Origin of the sequence: Streptococcus oralis subsp. oralis (assembly GCF_000960035.1) — a bacterium.
GTDB classification, from domain to species: domain Bacteria; phylum Bacillota; class Bacilli; order Lactobacillales; family Streptococcaceae; genus Streptococcus; species Streptococcus oralis_G.
Map to the genome: position 1 here is coordinate 431,672 of NZ_JYGR01000005.1, position 14,955 is coordinate 446,626.

Annotated in this window: 20 protein-coding genes and 1 pseudogene; 13 read left to right on the forward strand and 8 right to left on the reverse strand. The window is 38.8% G+C overall.

From position 1 onward, the window contains the following. The first annotated feature begins 237 nt into the window (after positions 1–237). Genes TZ92_RS05175 through TZ92_RS05185 form a run of 3 tightly spaced genes read left to right on the forward strand, consistent with a single transcriptional unit; the run spans position 238 to position 1,622 of the window. On the forward strand, positions 238–525 hold the full coding sequence (locus tag TZ92_RS05175; RefSeq protein WP_000285175.1) for a hypothetical protein: 288 nt from the start codon (positions 238–240) through the stop codon (positions 523–525). Then, entirely contained in the window at positions 522–1,166 is a 645-nt protein-coding gene (locus tag TZ92_RS05180) for a hypothetical protein (protein ID WP_033629557.1), read from the forward strand. Before TZ92_RS05175 ends, TZ92_RS05180 begins: the two co-directional genes overlap by 4 nt. Then, on the forward strand, positions 1,167–1,622 hold the full coding sequence (locus TZ92_RS05185) for a hypothetical protein (RefSeq protein ID WP_033629558.1): 456 nt from the start codon (positions 1,167–1,169) through the stop codon (positions 1,620–1,622). Between the two features lie 206 nt (positions 1,623–1,828). Here the strand turns inward: TZ92_RS05185 and TZ92_RS05190 are convergent, their stop codons facing one another. Continuing rightward, positions 1,829–2,314 (reverse strand): GNAT family N-acetyltransferase, encoded by a 486-nt coding sequence (locus TZ92_RS05190; protein ID WP_033629559.1) that lies wholly within the window; start codon positions 2,312–2,314, stop codon positions 1,829–1,831. Positions 2,315–2,345: 31 nt separating this feature from the next. Continuing rightward, entirely contained in the window at positions 2,346–3,692 is a 1,347-nt protein-coding gene (gene gdhA / locus TZ92_RS05195) for an NADP-specific glutamate dehydrogenase (RefSeq protein WP_033629560.1), read from the reverse strand. 204 nt (positions 3,693–3,896) lie between these two features. On the opposite strand from gdhA, the gene TZ92_RS05200 reads away from it, so the two are divergent. The 7 genes from TZ92_RS05200 to TZ92_RS05230 all read left to right on the forward strand — a co-directional run bounded on the left by TZ92_RS05200 (position 3,897) and on the right by TZ92_RS05230 (position 10,393). Next, the gene (locus tag TZ92_RS05200; protein ID WP_033629561.1) at positions 3,897–4,832 is read left to right on the forward strand and encodes a dihydroorotate oxidase; all 936 of its coding nucleotides are present in this window, start codon (positions 3,897–3,899) and stop codon (positions 4,830–4,832) included. A 33-nt stretch (positions 4,833–4,865) separates the two neighbouring features. Beyond that, the gene (gene holA, locus TZ92_RS05205) at positions 4,866–5,903 is read left to right on the forward strand and encodes a DNA polymerase III subunit delta (RefSeq protein ID WP_033629562.1); all 1,038 of its coding nucleotides are present in this window, start codon (positions 4,866–4,868) and stop codon (positions 5,901–5,903) included. A 69-nt stretch (positions 5,904–5,972) separates the two neighbouring features. Then, positions 5,973–6,578 carry a superoxide dismutase SodA gene (gene sodA / locus TZ92_RS05210; protein WP_000974725.1) on the forward strand — a complete coding sequence of 202 codons (606 nt, stop codon included), beginning with the start codon at positions 5,973–5,975 and terminating at the stop codon, positions 6,576–6,578. A gap of 154 nt (positions 6,579–6,732) precedes the next feature. After that, the gene (locus tag TZ92_RS05215) at positions 6,733–7,263 is read left to right on the forward strand and encodes a YutD family protein (RefSeq protein ID WP_033629563.1); all 531 of its coding nucleotides are present in this window, start codon (positions 6,733–6,735) and stop codon (positions 7,261–7,263) included. A gap of 20 nt (positions 7,264–7,283) precedes the next feature. Beyond that, positions 7,284–8,369: a dual-specificity RNA methyltransferase RlmN gene (gene rlmN, locus TZ92_RS05220; protein WP_033629564.1), complete on the forward strand. Its 1,086-nt coding sequence runs from the start codon at positions 7,284–7,286 to the stop codon at positions 8,367–8,369. A gap of 1 nt (position 8,370) precedes the next feature. Further along, the gene (locus TZ92_RS05225; protein WP_033629565.1) at positions 8,371–8,850 is read left to right on the forward strand and encodes a VanZ family protein; all 480 of its coding nucleotides are present in this window, start codon (positions 8,371–8,373) and stop codon (positions 8,848–8,850) included. Between the two features lies 1 nt (position 8,851). Beyond that, entirely contained in the window at positions 8,852–10,393 is a 1,542-nt protein-coding gene (locus TZ92_RS05230; protein WP_033629566.1) for an ABC-F family ATP-binding cassette domain-containing protein, read from the forward strand. 43 nt (positions 10,394–10,436) lie between these two features. Here the strand turns inward: TZ92_RS05230 and TZ92_RS05235 are convergent, their stop codons facing one another. From TZ92_RS05235 to TZ92_RS09845, 6 genes and pseudogenes are all read right to left on the reverse strand, one after another. Beyond that, complete coding sequence (locus tag TZ92_RS05235) at positions 10,437–10,676, reverse strand: zinc-ribbon domain-containing protein (RefSeq protein WP_000600214.1); 240 nt, start codon at positions 10,674–10,676, stop codon at positions 10,437–10,439. 27 nt (positions 10,677–10,703) lie between these two features. Beyond that, positions 10,704–11,510 carry a peptidylprolyl isomerase gene (locus TZ92_RS05240; protein WP_033629567.1) on the reverse strand — a complete coding sequence of 269 codons (807 nt, stop codon included), beginning with the start codon at positions 11,508–11,510 and terminating at the stop codon, positions 10,704–10,706. A gap of 108 nt (positions 11,511–11,618) precedes the next feature. Beyond that, positions 11,619–11,828 carry a hypothetical protein gene (locus TZ92_RS10070; protein ID WP_033629568.1) on the reverse strand — a complete coding sequence of 70 codons (210 nt, stop codon included), beginning with the start codon at positions 11,826–11,828 and terminating at the stop codon, positions 11,619–11,621. Positions 11,829–12,105: 277 nt separating this feature from the next. Then, positions 12,106–12,330, reverse strand: a complete 225-nt coding sequence (locus tag TZ92_RS05250; protein WP_001041097.1) for a helix-turn-helix transcriptional regulator — start codon at positions 12,328–12,330, stop codon at positions 12,106–12,108. 2 nt (positions 12,331–12,332) lie between these two features. Then, a complete protein-coding gene (locus TZ92_RS05255; protein ID WP_033629569.1) occupies positions 12,333–12,929 on the reverse strand; it encodes a membrane protein in 597 nt (198 codons plus the stop codon). A 677-nt stretch (positions 12,930–13,606) separates the two neighbouring features. Further along, positions 13,607–13,813 (reverse strand): annotated as a pseudogene (locus tag TZ92_RS09845) (hypothetical protein). A gap of 175 nt (positions 13,814–13,988) precedes the next feature. Between TZ92_RS09845 and rpsP the strand changes: the two are divergent. The 3 genes from rpsP to TZ92_RS05270 are packed head-to-tail and all read left to right on the forward strand — an operon-like array spanning position 13,989 to position 14,897. Then, a complete protein-coding gene (rpsP, locus tag TZ92_RS05260; RefSeq protein ID WP_000268760.1) occupies positions 13,989–14,261 on the forward strand; it encodes a 30S ribosomal protein S16 in 273 nt (90 codons plus the stop codon). Positions 14,262–14,280: 19 nt separating this feature from the next. Beyond that, positions 14,281–14,520: an RNA-binding protein KphA gene (kphA, locus tag TZ92_RS05265; protein ID WP_000379617.1), complete on the forward strand. Its 240-nt coding sequence runs from the start codon at positions 14,281–14,283 to the stop codon at positions 14,518–14,520. A 41-nt stretch (positions 14,521–14,561) separates the two neighbouring features. After that, the gene (locus TZ92_RS05270) at positions 14,562–14,897 is read left to right on the forward strand and encodes a MazG nucleotide pyrophosphohydrolase domain-containing protein (RefSeq protein WP_033629570.1); all 336 of its coding nucleotides are present in this window, start codon (positions 14,562–14,564) and stop codon (positions 14,895–14,897) included. Positions 14,898–14,955 lie beyond the last annotated feature (58 nt).

A 14,955-nucleotide genomic window follows, 5' to 3' on the forward strand; every position in this document is an offset into this window, starting at 1 on the left:
TGTATTTTCACATTTATTTTTGAATTTATTTGGGAAGTCTAGGATTGCCAGAGTTCCCCTTTTTCTTAGAAATCTAAAACTAAGATCTTTTATTTCGTTTTTAGATCTTTCAAATTATGTAATTCTAAGTATAGAAATGTATGAATAAATACACCAATTCCCTGAAAGATATTAGGAAATCTTTTTAAAAGAGTAAGGGATTACTTAGACAAGTTCTATGACAAGAGGATATAGTAGATGTACCAAGTATTTCGTTTATTAAGTATACTTTTTATGGGATTGACAAGTGCAACATTTTTTCTTTCACTATGGGCCGTAACTCTATTTCTTGAACATGGTAAGCCGATTTTCTCAATAGTGACTCCTATTATTTTTTCTTTATCAGGTTTCTTTTTGTCTTCCTTTGCATTTTATAGTTTTGGTGTTTTAGAAAATATAAAAATTAAAGTCAAAGCTTTGGATGAGATATATAATGGAAAGGCTCTTTATAGAGAATATATAGCAACTAGAGGAGAAGATAGGTGAAACAGTATATTAAGAATAATTGGAAAAAAGGCTTTCATTGGTTAATTTCAAATATAGTAATACTCTGTTTTGTAGTTTTATCACTTGCTATCTTTTCTATAGATGATGGACCAACTATCTTTATAATATTGAAAAATCTTGATTTTATAATTTTGGCAAAATCTATTGGAATTTCCGTTGTTATCAGTTTTTTATTTTTATCATTTCAAAATGTTACCTTTGTGCCAGTTGCTTTAATTATTTTATATTTATTTCGAGAAACAATTAAAGATTCCTTTTCCTTGAAGAAATTAAAACAGAAGAATTTACTTCAAATGCTTGTTTTAATCATTTTATCATCATTTCTTGAATTTGAAAAATCTAGGGAATGGTCTATTCGATTTCTATTTCTTTTAGCTCCGTGGTATTTGTTTAGTGTGATCTCAATATTGGTAATGACTTATCGTAAGTCAAAGAGAGAAGAAGAAGTCAAGAAACGAAATCAAATACAAGCTTTATTCACTTTATTTGAAAAGCACCAGATTAACAAAAATACATATCCCGTTATTTGTCCATCATGTAGTAGTGAGAATCTGCTTGATCTAGGGCAAGGTAAATCATGTGATTATTGCGGTGCATGGTTATCTAGAAAGGAAATATAAATGAGACGCTATCGTTTAATCATTTCCAAGGTTGTTTATCCTATAGTATCTTTCATATGTATTCTTTCGGGACTGAAATTTTATCAGTACATCGATAACTACATGAGATGGATATTAGGAAAAAAAGAAGGTTCACTTCATGATTTCTACTTTATGTGGCATTTAATAGTAACAATTTTGTTTGTTTTATTTTTCCTGTTTTTGATTCTATCCTCTTTTTTATTCTTAAAACAGCCACGGATGAAACAATATGACAAAGCTTTGATAGCAGTTCTTAAGTTTGAAGAACAAGGTGATGATGTTATTGAAATTAAAGGGAAAGAATTGCGAGATGAGTTATCTTATCGACTATCAGCAAAACGTGTTTATTGTCCTACTTGTCATAAACCTACAGATGGAGTAATTGGAACTAAATTGACTTGTGGAAATTGTGGTAAAACTTTTATAGTTTCTTGATTTGATGACATTCGTAATGAAACAATCTTAATTTTTTAAACAAATAAATTAAGGTTGTATCTAGAAATTTAGTAAGTTTATTTGCTTAAATTAAATTTTATAATACGAAAAGCAACAGCTAAACAGCTGTTGCTTTTGATAACTTTTTTAACTCTTAAACCACGCCTTGTGCAATCATAGCATTGGCTACATTAGTATACTGCCATCTATTCATCTGATAAGAGGGATTTTATCATCCAGATATTCATAGCTGGGTGGCCGGCGGCGTTAGAAAGTGGTTGTTGCAGTGATGTGAAACCATAGTGTTGATAGATGGCCACAGCCGTAGCCAGTTCAGTAGAGGTTTCTAGATAAAGCTGTTCATAACCAGCTAGGCAGGCTTCACGGAATATTCGCTTTATCAATCTGCTGGAATAACCTTTGCCACGACTGTTTTTAGTGATATACAGTTTTTGTAATTCAGCAATCTTATCAGACACAGGTGCAAAGCCACCACAGCCAACCAGCTGCCCTTCGTCTTCCAGGACAAAGTAAGCTGCTCTCTCTTGCTGTTGATAATAGTCGGCCAAATGATCTAGATGAGAATCAAAGTAGACAGTTCCTGTTTTGTCAAGCCCGAATTCTTCTAGGCTAGCTCTAATGAGTTGTGCTACAGCTGGATTGTCTCTCACTTCCATTGACCGTAAGTTCATCATTTGTCCTCCGATAGGATGTATCGACTAATTAAACAATACCTTGTGCAATCATAGCGTTTGCCACGTTTTCGAAGGCAGCGATATTTGCTCCTGCAAGGTAGTCAGTACCAAGTCCGTATGTTTCAGCAGTTGTTTTAGCTGTGTTAAAGATGTTGGTCATGATGTCTTTGAGACGTCCATCAACTTCTTCACGGGTCCATGAGAGTCGAAGACTGTTTTGGCTCATTTCAAGCGCAGATACAGCTACACCACCAGCGTTGGCAGCTTTGGCAGGTCCGTAAAGGATTCCGTTTTCTTTGTAGACTTTAATCGCATCAAGGTCACTAGGCATGTTGGCACCTTCAGATACACAGATAATACCTTGAGCAACTAAGCGTTTAGCTGCGTCACCATTGATTTCGTTTTGAGTCGCACATGGAAGAGCGATGTCGTAGTTCCCAGCGTAAGTCCAGACAGAACCTTCATGGTAAGTAGCAGTTGCTTTCTCAGCTGCATACTCAGTCAAACGAGCACGGCGTTTTTCTTTAACATCAACCAAAAGGTCGAAATCAATACCGTTTTCATCGATGACATAACCGTTTGAGTCAGATACAGAGATGACAGTAGCGCCAAGTTCAGTTGCTTTTTGAAGAGCGTATTGAGCTACGTTACCAGAACCTGAAATGACCACTTTCTTACCAGCAAAACTGTTACCATTAGCTTTGAGCATTTCTTCAGTGTAGTAAACCAAACCATAACCAGTTGCTTCTGGACGAATCAAACTACCACCAAATCCAAGAGGTTTACCAGTCAAGACACCCGCATCAAATTGGTTAATACGTTTGTATTGTCCGTAAAGGTAACCAATCTCACGTCCACCAACACCGATATCACCAGCAGGTACGTCAAGAGATGGGCCGATGTATTTTTGCAATTCTGTCATAAAGCTTTGGCAGAAGCGCATCACTTCAGCATCAGTCTTCCCTTTAGGATCGAAGTCTGATCCACCTTTACCTCCACCAATTGGAAGTCCAGTTAAGACGTTTTTAAAGATTTGTTCGAAGCCAAGGAATTTCAAGATCCCTTGGTTTACAGTGGGGTGGAAACGAAGTCCGCCTTTATATGGTCCAACAGCTGAGTTGAATTGAACACGGTAACCACGGTTGACTTGTACTTTACCTTCACGGTCAACCCAAGGAACACGGAAAGAAATCACGCGCTCAGGCTCAGTGATGCGTGCCAAGATGTTTTCTTCGATATACTCAGGGTGTTTTTCAAAAACAGGCTCCAAAGTGCTGAAGAATTCTTCAACCGCCTGGAGAAATTCAGCCTCATGCCCGTTACGAGCTTTCACAGTTGCAAACACGCTTTGGATATAGTCTTTAGCAGATGTCATATCGTTCTCCTTTTTGTTGTTATATTTTATTACATGAGACATTATAGCAGAATTTTTTTTGAGTGTAAAGAAAAAACAGAAATTTTCAAAAAATTCTTTCAATTTAGAAAACCGAACGTTTTATATAGAAATTAGTTTCTCAAAGAGAAAATCTTAAAGTATGGTATAATATTAGAAATAAAAGGAATCTGGAGGATTAGAATCATGGTATCAACGAAAACACAAATAGCTGGATTTGCGTTTGACAATTGCTTGATGAATGCAGCGGGTGTGGCTTGTATGACGATAGAAGAGCTTGAAGGGGTCAAAAACTCAGCGGCAGGTACTTTTGTTACGAAGACTGCGACCTTGGACTTTCGTCAGGGAAATCCTGAACCACGTTACCAAGATGTTCCACTTGGTTCCATCAACTCTATGGGCTTGCCAAACAATGGTTTAGACTATTATCTGGACTATCTTTTGGACTTGCAGGAAAAAGAGCCAAACCGTACTTTCTTCCTATCTCTAGTTGGCATGTCTCCAGAAGAAACACATACCATCTTGAAAAAAGTTCAAGAGAGTGAATTCAAAGGACTGACAGAGCTTAATCTCTCTTGCCCAAATGTTCCAGGAAAACCTCAGATTGCCTATGATTTTGAGACAACAGACCGTATCTTGTCAGAGGTATTTGCCTACTTTACCAAACCTCTTGGGATCAAATTGCCACCATATTTTGATATTGTTCACTTTGACCAAGCGGCTTCTATTTTCAATAAATATCCTCTCAAGTTTGTTAACTGTGTTAACTCTATCGGGAACGGCCTTTATATAGAAGATGAGTCGGTCGTGATTCGTCCTAAGAATGGTTTTGGTGGGATTGGGGGAGAGTATATCAAGCCGACTGCTCTTGCTAATGTGCAAGCCTTTTATCAACGCTTAAATCCGCAAATCCAAATCATCGGAACGGGTGGCGTTCTGAACGGTCGTGATGCCTTTGAACACATCCTCTGCGGTGCTAGTATGGTGCAAGTAGGAACGACACTCCACAAGGAAGGTGTTGATGCTTTTGAGCGCATTACCAATGAACTGAAAGCAATCATGGCGGAAAAAGGGTACGAGAGCCTAGAAGATTTCCGTGGGAAATTGCGCTATATTGACTAAATAAAATAGAAAAACAAGAAGAAAGGAGAGAAGATGCTTGCCATTGAAGATAGTCAGAAGTTGACGTTATCAAATCTATCTAGCCTGAATCTATTTACAGGGACAGATCAGGGCCAGTTTGAAGTTATGAAGAGTCAAGTGTTGAAGCAGATTGGTTATGATCCAGCTGATCTCAATTTTGCTTACTTTGATATGAAAGAAGTAGCTTATAAAGACTTAGAGTTGGAGCTGGTCAGTCTCCCTTTCTTTGCCGATGAAAAAATCGTGATATTAGACCATTTTGTCGATATCACAACAGCCAAGAAACGGTTTTTAACAGATGATGAACTCAAGTCATTTGAGGAATACCTTGACAATCCTTCACCGACAACCAAGTTATTGATATTTGCGGAAGGAAAACTGGACAGTAAGAGACGACTGGTCAAATTACTTAAGCGTGATGCCAATGTTTTTGATGCAGTAGAAGCCAAAGAACAAGAACTTCGCCAATATTTCCAAAAATGGAGTCAGAAACAAGGTCTGCAGTTTGCGGAAAAGTCTTTTGAAAATCTACTCATCAAGTCTGGTTTTCAGTTTAGCGAAATCCAGAAAAATCTCCTCTTTTTACAGTCTTATAAGTCAGATGGCCTGATTGAGGAAAAGGACATTGTTGAAGCTATTCCTAAGACTCTTCAGGACAATATTTTTGATTTGACTCAGTTTATTTTAGCTAAGAAGATTGATCAGGCCCGTGACTTAGTTAGAGACTTGACCCTGCAAGGGGAAGACGAAATCAAGCTCATAGCTGTCATGTTAGGACAATTTCGGACTTTTACTCAAGTGAAAATCTTATCAGATGCTGGACAAACGGAATCGCAGATTGTAAGCAGTCTGGGGACTTATTTGGGACGAAATCCGAATCCTTATCAAATCAAGTTTGCATTAAGAGATTCGAGAGGGATTTCCTTGGCTTTTCTCAAGCGAGCGATTTCTTATTTGATTGAAACAGACTACCAGATTAAGACAGGTGTCTATGAAAAAAGTTACTTGTTTGAAAAGGCACTCTTGCAGATTGCGACAGAGGCAAATTGAGCAAAAAACTTGAAAAAAGAGGATGATTGCGTTATCATTTTCATATAGAAAGAAAAAGAGGTATTACAGATGGCTATTATCTTACCAGACCTTCCATACGCATACGACGCTTTGGAACCATACATCGATGCTGAAACAATGCACTTGCACCATGACAAGCATCATCAAGCCTACGTTAATAATGCAAATGCAGCTCTTGAAAAACACCCTGAAATTGGTGAAGACCTTGAAGCCTTGCTTGCTGATGTAGAATCTATCCCAGCTGATATCCGTCAAGCACTTATCAACAATGGTGGTGGACACTTGAACCACGCTCTTTTCTGGGAATTGATGACTCCTGAAAAGACTGCTCCTTCAGCAGAACTTGCAGCAGCAATTGATGCAACATTTGGTTCATTTGAAGAATTCCAAGCAGCTTTCACTGCAGCAGCTACAACTCGCTTTGGTTCTGGATGGGCATGGTTGGTTGTCAACAAAGAAGGGAAACTTGAAGTAACTTCAACAGCAAACCAAGACACACCAATCTCAGAAGGTAAAAAACCAATCTTGGGCTTGGACGTTTGGGAACATGCTTACTACGTGAAATACCGCAATGTTCGTCCTGACTACATCAAAGCTTTCTTCTCAGTGATTAACTGGAACAAAGTAGACGAGCTCTACGCAGCGGCAAAATAATGAATAGGAAGGGAAGAGTCATTCTTCTCTTTTGTGCTTTATATGGCAGAAGTCTGACAAAATCGTCAGACTTTTCTCATTTTTATGAGAAACGTGCTAACTGCTAGAAATTATGGTAAAATAGAGTGTTAAGTAATCGTGGAAAAGGAAGACTATGCGTAAAGAAATTGCACCTGAATTATACAACTATAACAAGTTTCCTGGCCCAGAATTTCAGGTAAATGGGGATAAGGTTGAGACTGAAGGGATTGCTTTTACCTTGGTTGAAAATATCAAGGAGGCTTTCGATGTGACCGTCTTTAATCAGCGCTTTTCAGAAGTGTTGACTAAGTTTGATTATGTCGTGGGGGACTGGAGCAATGAACAGCTTCGTCTACGTGGCTTTTATAAAGACGACCGAACAGAGGAAAAAAATGAAAAGATTAGTCGCTTACAGGATTATCTTTTAGAGTACTGTAGTTATGGCTGTGCTTATTTTGTTCTAGAAAATCAAGCACCGAAACAGGCTTCATTTGACAAAAAATTGCGTAAAAAGGATGAGGAAAACCTTCCTAGAAGAGGCAAGAAACCTTCGCAAAACAAGAGAAAACCAAATACGGATAAGCGAAATAGACGTCGTCATAAGGACCAAAAGTCTCAGAAAGAGGACAAGGGACAGCGCCATTTTGTCATTCGTCAGAAATAGATAGAGAACAAGGAGAAGAGATGAAACCGTCTATTTATAGTTTAACACGTCAAACCATGCAAGAATGGGTATTAGAACAAGGGGAAAAGAAATTCCGTGCAGATCAAATCTGGGAATGGCTCTACCGTAAACGTGTCCAGTCATTTGAAGAAATGACCAACCTTTCCAAGGGTTTGATTGCCAAGCTCAATGAGCAGTTTGTCGTAAATCCTTTGAAACAACGAATTGTACAAGAGTCAGCTGACGGTACTGTTAAGTATCTTTTTGAGTTGCCAGATGGTATGTTGATTGAGACAGTACTGATGCGTCAACACTACGGGCTGTCAGTCTGTGTGACCACTCAGGTCGGATGTAATATCGGTTGTACCTTCTGTGCATCAGGCTTGATCAAGAAGCAACGTGATCTTAATAACGGTGAAATCGTAGCGCAGATCATGTTGGTTCAGAAATACTTTGATGAGCGTGGTCAGGACGAGCGTGTCAGTCATATCGTAGTTATGGGAATTGGTGAACCATTTGATAACTACAACAATGTTTTGAATTTTGTCCGTACCATCAATGATGACAAGGGGATGGCAATCGGTGCTCGTCATATCACCGTTTCTACGTCAGGTTTAGCCCATAAAATTCGTGACTTTGCTAATGAAGGCGTACAGGTCAATCTGGCTGTGTCTCTTCACGCACCCAATAATGAATTGCGCTCAAGCATCATGAAGATTAACCGTGCCTTTCCGATTGAAAAGCTCTTTGCAGCTATTGAGTACTATATCGAAACAACCAATCGCCGTGTGACCTTTGAATATATCATGCTCAATGAAGTCAACGATGGTGTAGAACAAGCCTTGGAATTGTCTGAATTGCTCAAAAACATCAAGAAATTGTCATATGTCAACTTGATTCCCTATAACCCAGTTAGTGAACATGACCAATATAGCCGTAGTTCTAAAGATCGCGTGATGGCCTTCTACGATACCCTCAAGAAAAAAGGGGTCAACTGTGTTGTCCGTCAAGAGCATGGTACAGATATTGATGCAGCTTGTGGACAATTACGCTCCAATACAATGAAACGTGACCGCCAGAAGGCAGTCGCAGCGGTAAATCCATAAAATGACTAAAAAAAGAGAATTAATCTTAAGATTGGGTGTGGCTGTTTACAGCCTATGCATTGTCTGTTTTTGCTTCACTCCCCAGCCTCAACTTCCTACAGGAGTGGAAACTCCAGGTATTCAAACTTTTGGACGCCTGGTTTTTCTTTTAACTCCCTTAAACTCCCTTTGGAATCTGGGTGAGGTGACCAGTTTGGGGCAAGTCCTTTGGATCTTTTTGCAGAACATTTTAAATGTCTTCTTGCTCTTCCCTCTGGTCTTTCAACTGATCTATCTCTGTCCAAACTTGCGACAAACCAAAAAAATCATCCTTCTCAGTTTTCTACTGAGTCTAGGAATTGAGTGTATGCAGCTGATCTTAGACTTTTTCTTTGATTTTAATCGCGTCTTTGAGATTGATGATTTGTGGACCAATACCTTTGGAGGCTATCTGGCTTGGCTTCTCTATAAAGGACTACATAAAAACAAGATAAGGAATTAGAATGAGTATTTTAGAAGTTAAAAATTTAAGTCACGGTTTTGGTGACCGTGCAATTTTTGAAGATGTGTCCTTCCGTCTCCTCAAGGGAGAGCATATCGGCTTAGTCGGTGCCAATGGTGAAGGAAAATCAACCTTTATGAGCATCATGACAGGTAAGATGTTGCCAGATGAAGGGAAGGTGGAGTGGTCCAAATATGTGACTGCTGGCTATCTGGATCAGCACGCTGTGCTAAAGGAAGGTCAAACCGTGCGTGATGTCTTGCGTACAGCCTTTGATGAGCTATTTAAAGCAGAAGCTCGTATCAATGACCTCTATATGGAAATGGCAGAAGACGGGGCGGATATTGATGCACTCATGGAAGAAGTAGGAGAGCTCCAAGACCGTTTGGAGAGTCGAGATTTCTATACTTTGGATGCTAAGATTGATGAAGTAGCGCGTGCTCTCGGTGTCATGGACTATGGAATGGATACAGATGTAACAGCCTTATCAGGTGGACAAAGAACCAAGGTGCTTTTGGCTAAACTCCTCCTCGAAAAGCCAGATATTTTGCTGCTTGACGAGCCAACCAACTACTTGGATGCTGAACATATTGACTGGCTCAAGCGTTATCTCCAAAACTATGAGAATGCCTTTGTCCTTATTTCGCATGATATTCCTTTCCTCAACGACGTGATCAATATTGTCTACCATGTGGAGAATCAACAGTTGACGCGTTACTCTGGTGACTACTACCAGTTCCAAGAAGTCTATGCTATGAAGAAATCTCAACTGGAAGCAGCCTATGAGCGTCAACAGAAAGAGATTGCGGACCTCAAAGACTTCGTAGCCCGTAACAAAGCCCGTGTTGCAACACGAAATATGGCCATGTCCCGTCAAAAGAAATTGGATAAGATGGATATTATCGAACTGCAAAGTGAGAAGCCAAAGCCATCCTTTGATTTTAAACCGGCTCGTACTCCTGGTCGCTTTATCTTCCAAGCCAAGGACTTGCAGATTGGTTATGACCGTCCCCTTACCAAACCCTTAAACCTCACCTTTGAACGCAATCAAAAGGTTGCCATTATCGGTGCAAATGGTATCGGGAAAACAACCCTCTTGAAGTCTCTTTTGGGAATTATTCCACCAATCGCTGGGGAAGTTGAACGCGGTGATTACCTAGAACTTGGTTACTTTGAGCAAGAAGTAGAAGGTGGCAATCGTCAAACACCACTAGAGGCTGTCTGGAATGCCTTTCCTGCCCTTAACCAAGCAGAAGTTCGTGCAGCCCTTGCTCGTTGTGGCTTGACAACTAAGCATATCGAAAGCCAGATTCAGGTCTTATCAGGTGGAGAACAAGCCAAGGTGCGTTTCTGTCTCTTGATGAACCGTGAAAACAACGTCTTAGTGCTGGACGAGCCGACCAACCACTTGGATGTAGATGCCAAGGATGAACTCAAACGCGCTCTCAAAGAATACAAGGGATCGATTCTTATGGTCTGTCACGAACCAGACTTTTATGAAGGCTGGATGGACCAAATCTGGGACTTTAACAAGCTAACTTAAAAGCACTAAAAAGGCCAAGTCGAAATGACTTGGCCTTTTTTGACTAGTAATTTAAATAGTTTTCAACTTCAGATTTCTCAATTTCTTTACCGTAGTGGCAAATCGGACAAGAAACGAAGTAACTTTTACCATAAGGAAAAAGTGGAATCCAGTAGAGGGTAAATTTGCGTCCAGTTTCTACGATCTCCCAAGTGTCGACATTGTTACAGTGACCACATTCGATCGCAGTTTGCGTATGTCCCAAATCTTTCTGATAACCTTTAGAACCCCAAAATAAAATCATGTCATCGTCTCCTTATCTGTTGATGGCTTATTTTTTACTGAAGTCGTAGTCTTTCACCACTTCGATACTATCAATGGTGATAGCAGACGTTGGTTTGTCTTTCTCATCTTTTTCAGCCTTGGCAATCTTGTCAACAATATCCATGCCATCGATGACTTGACCAAAGACAGGGTGTTTGCCGTCTAGACTTGGATTTCCACCTTCTTTATAGGCTTCGATGATTTTCTTTGGATACTTGCTTGTAGGGAGTTTAGCTGAAATATCTGTTGAATTTTGGTTGATGAAGAATTGGCTACCGTTGGTGTTTGGTTGACCAGTGTTAGCCATAGCAAGTGCTCCTCGGATATTGTATAGGTAAGGAGAGATTTCATTTTTAAAACCAGTTCCCTTGTCCTTTGTTTTATCCTTATCATGCCAGATAGATTGGCCACCTGTACCATCTCCCTTAGGATCTCCAGTTTGGACCATAAATCCATCAATGACACGGTGGAAGGTGATGCCGTTATAGTATCCTTCCTTAGCGTGAGTAAGGAAGTTTTCAACCGCAAGTGGTGCTAGTTTTGGAAAGAGTTTGATGCGGATATCGCCTTGATTTGTATGTAAAATGACCTCGGCTTCATCTTCAGCAACTTCCTTAGAAAGTTGAGGGAAGTTGTCATTGTCATTGGTCAATGCGTCATTCAAATCTTTGGCAGCCTGAGCAGCTGCTTTTGAACTTTCTTCAGCAGAGATACTAGAGTCGACATATTCATCACCACGGAGACCACGTTGGATACTAGTACATCCAGCAAGGGCTACCGTTGATAGTAAAAGAAGGGTTGCTAGTTTTTTCATTGTTAACCTCTCAAAAATTCATTTCTACCATTGTACCTTAAAAGGAGCTTGATTTCAAATGTAAAAGATAAGGCAAGTTTTCAGAAAATAAATCTACAGACTGCTTGTTTAGAGATTTTTCTTTGGATGACGGTCGATAATTTTCTGATATTGTTCCAGTATCTGCTCTCCCTTTGGAGTCAATTTGTAGCCTCGAATCGAAAAGTGACTAGCTAATTCCTCTTCTGATAAGTTTTCATGAAGAGATTGAACAAGATCAGACGCTTTCATCTTAGAAAGTCCTGTAACTCCCTTACTTTTGAGGATATGCTTTTTCATTATAGCATTCAGATGGTCGAGTGAATCGAAGGCAGTTTCGATAATAGTATAGCCTTTTTCTACCAGACTGCTTAGATGTTTTGGTGCATCAATGCCATAAGTATACTCAAAATACTTTGGAAACCAGATCTTAAGAAAGCTCGTAAAGCATCACGATTTAGTAAACGTTAATTAGAAAGAATTACTATATTTTAAAAGAGCACATTTTCAACGGATTTTTTCTTTCAGCTTCAATTTCTAATTAATCAATGAACTTAATACTAGGTCTCAAAAAGAATTATGCTTCCTCTTTCTGTCTGAGTTCAAAGAGGTCTTCTACTTTCAGATTAAAAACTTGAGCAATTTTAAGAGCCATTTCCAGCGAAGGGTTGTAACGGTTATTTTCCAAGTGTAGAATTGTCTCACGTCGCATGCCTATGAGGTCGGCTAACTCCTGCTGGGTCATGCCTGTGGACTCACGAACAGATTTGAGATTAGTAATAATCTTGCTTTCTTTGGCCATGCTTATCCTCTCCGTTCCAAGATAAGATAGACAACCGCAAAGATGCAAATCAAGGCAGCTATGCTAATAAAGATCTGGCCCATGTAAAGAGTGAGAGACCCCATATACCCAATGATAACTGCTAGGATCATCAGTGCGCCTAGTATAAAAACAAACATCAAGCTAGCTGCCTTGGCTAAATTAGCATAAAAGCGTTCGTCCGGAGTTTCCTTGACATTTTTCAAACAGAAAAAACCAAATACAATCACTTCAATAACGAGGCCAATTCCCAAAATCCATTCTTTAATACCAGAACTTTCGCTTGGGGTCGCAACCCAAATCCCTACTGTATAAAATATGCTTGCTGCAAACAAAAGTATCGTGTAAAGCTTAGCAGACAAGTCAAAAATAGTCTTTCCTTTACCTTTCTGACTCTTATGAGGACATGGTTTCATATGTAGCCAGCCCCAAATAGCTACAATCTGACCTAACACTGAAATACCAGCAATAACTAACTTGGGTCCCCAACTAAGATTAGAACCAAATAAAACAGTAAAATCAATAAAGAGAGCTGCGGAAATCATTGTAATGAGGCCACCCGTTTTTTGACTTTTTTTCATGATAGACTCCTTTCCTTATGTTAGAAATATTTAACAATCTTTATGTTATAAATATATCACACTTAAATTTAGAAATCAAGAATTTATGTGTCAATGAGGCAATTATTTGAAAAAATTTTTTAATTAAAGACCTCGCTAGTCAAACAACTAAAGAATTCTCTGAAGTAATGCATCGTATTTGGTTTGGATAGTTTTGTTAATAATATTTGATGATAAAGAATTTTTGGAAAATCTAGATACTGTATGAATCTCTGCTTTTTTAGAGTGTTATAAAGTCTGTCAGAATAAGCTTTGTAGGTGTAGAAGTTAATTTTTACAGAACTAAATTATTCCCCTATTTAGAATCTATTAATTCATTATTTTATAATTTAATTAGTAGATATCGTTCTTAAAATCCTTGATATTTCGCTGTTTTTAGTTCAATTAAAATCTATACTTTCCAAACCAGATCTTGAGAAAGCTCGTAAAGCTAGCCAGTTCTCTATACGTTAAGAACTAGCTACAATACAGCATTTACAACACTTCATGCCTCACACCATGGGGTGTTTTTGATGCTTTTAAGCAAAATTCACACCATTTAATTGAAAGTTATTTAAATTAGATAAAAATTTGTTTTCTGAAAAAGTGGGAAAACATTGATTTTAAGCGAATTTTGAATCATATTAGAATGGGAGTTTTTAAAATAATCTTTCGGTTGTAAAAGTGCCAAACTGGATTCTCCATAGGAGAATGATATCTCCTGCTAGTAAATCATCTGCTAATAAGTCCATTTTTCATTTGGGAACGGGCTTGGGATTTAGTGTCCAAGCTTGGACATCACGATTTGGAGAGATATAGGACTTGACAGGGTAATCTTTATAGATAGTATCAAAAGTAGTATTCATAAAGTTTCTCTTTCTAACTTATACCAATTTGTCTACATATTTCTAAAAAATAAAAAAATTAAGTTCTGTCAAGTTTTTTTCTTGACACCTGTCAGAAATCTGCTATAATAGAGCATGTGCTAAATAGCTCAGCTATTTCACCGAAATAAAAAAATAAGAAAAGAGACATTAAAAAATGGCAGTTAAAATCCGTTTGACTCGTATGGGTTCTAAGAAAAAACCTTTCTACCGTATCAACGTAGCAGACTCACGTTCACCACGTGACGGACGTTTCATCGAAACAGTTGGGACTTACAACCCACTTGTTGCTGAAAACCAAGTAACTTTGAAAGAAGACCGCGTTCTTGCATGGTTGGCTGATGGAGCTCAACCTTCAGATACAGTTCGCAACATCCTTTCAAAAGAAGGCGTATTGAAGAAATTCCACGATTCTAAATTCTCAAAATAAGTTTAAAGTAGGTTGACAGATGGATACAATTGAAAATCTCATTATTGCGATTGTGAAACCTTTGATTTCACAACCTGATGCCTTAACTATCAAGATTGAAGACACACCAGAGTTTTTGGAGTATCACTTGGATCTTGACCAAAGCGATGTCGGTCGTGTTATCGGTCGTAAGGGTCGCACTATCTCAGCGATAAGAACGATTGTCTACTCTGTCCCAACTGAAGACAAAAAAGTAAGAATCGTTATCGATGAAAAATAAAGAAAGCGGGACAGATGTCTCGCTTTTTTGTGGAGGAGAAGATGAAGAATCTAACGTTCAGACAATTACAAGCTTACTTGCACGAACATTACCAGCAATCTCGAACCGAGGAAGGCCTCTTTATCAAGTTAGTGGAGGAAGTTGGAGAAGTAGCTGAGGTCTTGAATGGGCGCTCTGGTCGAAAAGAGGGCGTCCAGGACTCAAATGAGGAACTAGCCAAAGAACTGGCTGATATTATTCACTACACGGTCGCTATTGCGGCTATCAACGACATTGACCTAACCAAAACCATTTTTGACAAAGATAAAAAAGCAGCCATTAAGTATCAGCACAAACAAGATTTGGAAGGATTTTTGGATAACTTCCAAGAGAACTAGGAGTAATCTCTTTTCACTAATATGAAAGGTTTCTCCTAGCTTACGCTAGCTAGTAAGA

Coding starts and splice junctions, on each gene's coding strand:
- gdhA (WP_033629560.1), bottom strand. CDS start 3,692: ATGACATCTGCTAAAGACTATATCCAAAGCGTGTTTGCAACTGTGAAA.
- kphA (WP_000379617.1), top strand. CDS start 14,281: ATGGATACAATTGAAAATCTCATTATTGCGATTGTGAAACCTTTGATT.
- TZ92_RS05190 (WP_033629559.1), bottom strand. CDS start 2,314: ATGAACTTACGGTCAATGGAAGTGAGAGACAATCCAGCTGTAGCACAA.
- rlmN (WP_033629564.1), top strand. CDS start 7,284: ATGAAACCGTCTATTTATAGTTTAACACGTCAAACCATGCAAGAATGG.
- TZ92_RS05235 (WP_000600214.1), bottom strand. CDS start 10,676: ATGATTTTATTTTGGGGTTCTAAAGGTTATCAGAAAGATTTGGGACAT.
- TZ92_RS05215 (WP_033629563.1), top strand. CDS start 6,733: ATGCGTAAAGAAATTGCACCTGAATTATACAACTATAACAAGTTTCCT.
- TZ92_RS05230 (WP_033629566.1), top strand. CDS start 8,852: ATGAGTATTTTAGAAGTTAAAAATTTAAGTCACGGTTTTGGTGACCGT.
- holA (WP_033629562.1), top strand. CDS start 4,866: ATGCTTGCCATTGAAGATAGTCAGAAGTTGACGTTATCAAATCTATCT.
- TZ92_RS05225 (WP_033629565.1), top strand. CDS start 8,371: ATGACTAAAAAAAGAGAATTAATCTTAAGATTGGGTGTGGCTGTTTAC.
- TZ92_RS05270 (WP_033629570.1), top strand. CDS start 14,562: ATGAAGAATCTAACGTTCAGACAATTACAAGCTTACTTGCACGAACAT.
- TZ92_RS10070 (WP_033629568.1), bottom strand. CDS start 11,828: ATGAAAAAGCATATCCTCAAAAGTAAGGGAGTTACAGGACTTTCTAAG.
- rpsP (WP_000268760.1), top strand. CDS start 13,989: ATGGCAGTTAAAATCCGTTTGACTCGTATGGGTTCTAAGAAAAAACCT.
- TZ92_RS05240 (WP_033629567.1), bottom strand. CDS start 11,510: ATGAAAAAACTAGCAACCCTTCTTTTACTATCAACGGTAGCCCTTGCT.
- sodA (WP_000974725.1), top strand. CDS start 5,973: ATGGCTATTATCTTACCAGACCTTCCATACGCATACGACGCTTTGGAA.
- TZ92_RS05250 (WP_001041097.1), bottom strand. CDS start 12,330: ATGGCCAAAGAAAGCAAGATTATTACTAATCTCAAATCTGTTCGTGAG.
- TZ92_RS05175 (WP_000285175.1), top strand. CDS start 238: ATGTACCAAGTATTTCGTTTATTAAGTATACTTTTTATGGGATTGACA.
- TZ92_RS05255 (WP_033629569.1), bottom strand. CDS start 12,929: ATGAAAAAAAGTCAAAAAACGGGTGGCCTCATTACAATGATTTCCGCA.
- TZ92_RS05185 (WP_033629558.1), top strand. CDS start 1,167: ATGAGACGCTATCGTTTAATCATTTCCAAGGTTGTTTATCCTATAGTA.
- TZ92_RS05200 (WP_033629561.1), top strand. CDS start 3,897: ATGGTATCAACGAAAACACAAATAGCTGGATTTGCGTTTGACAATTGC.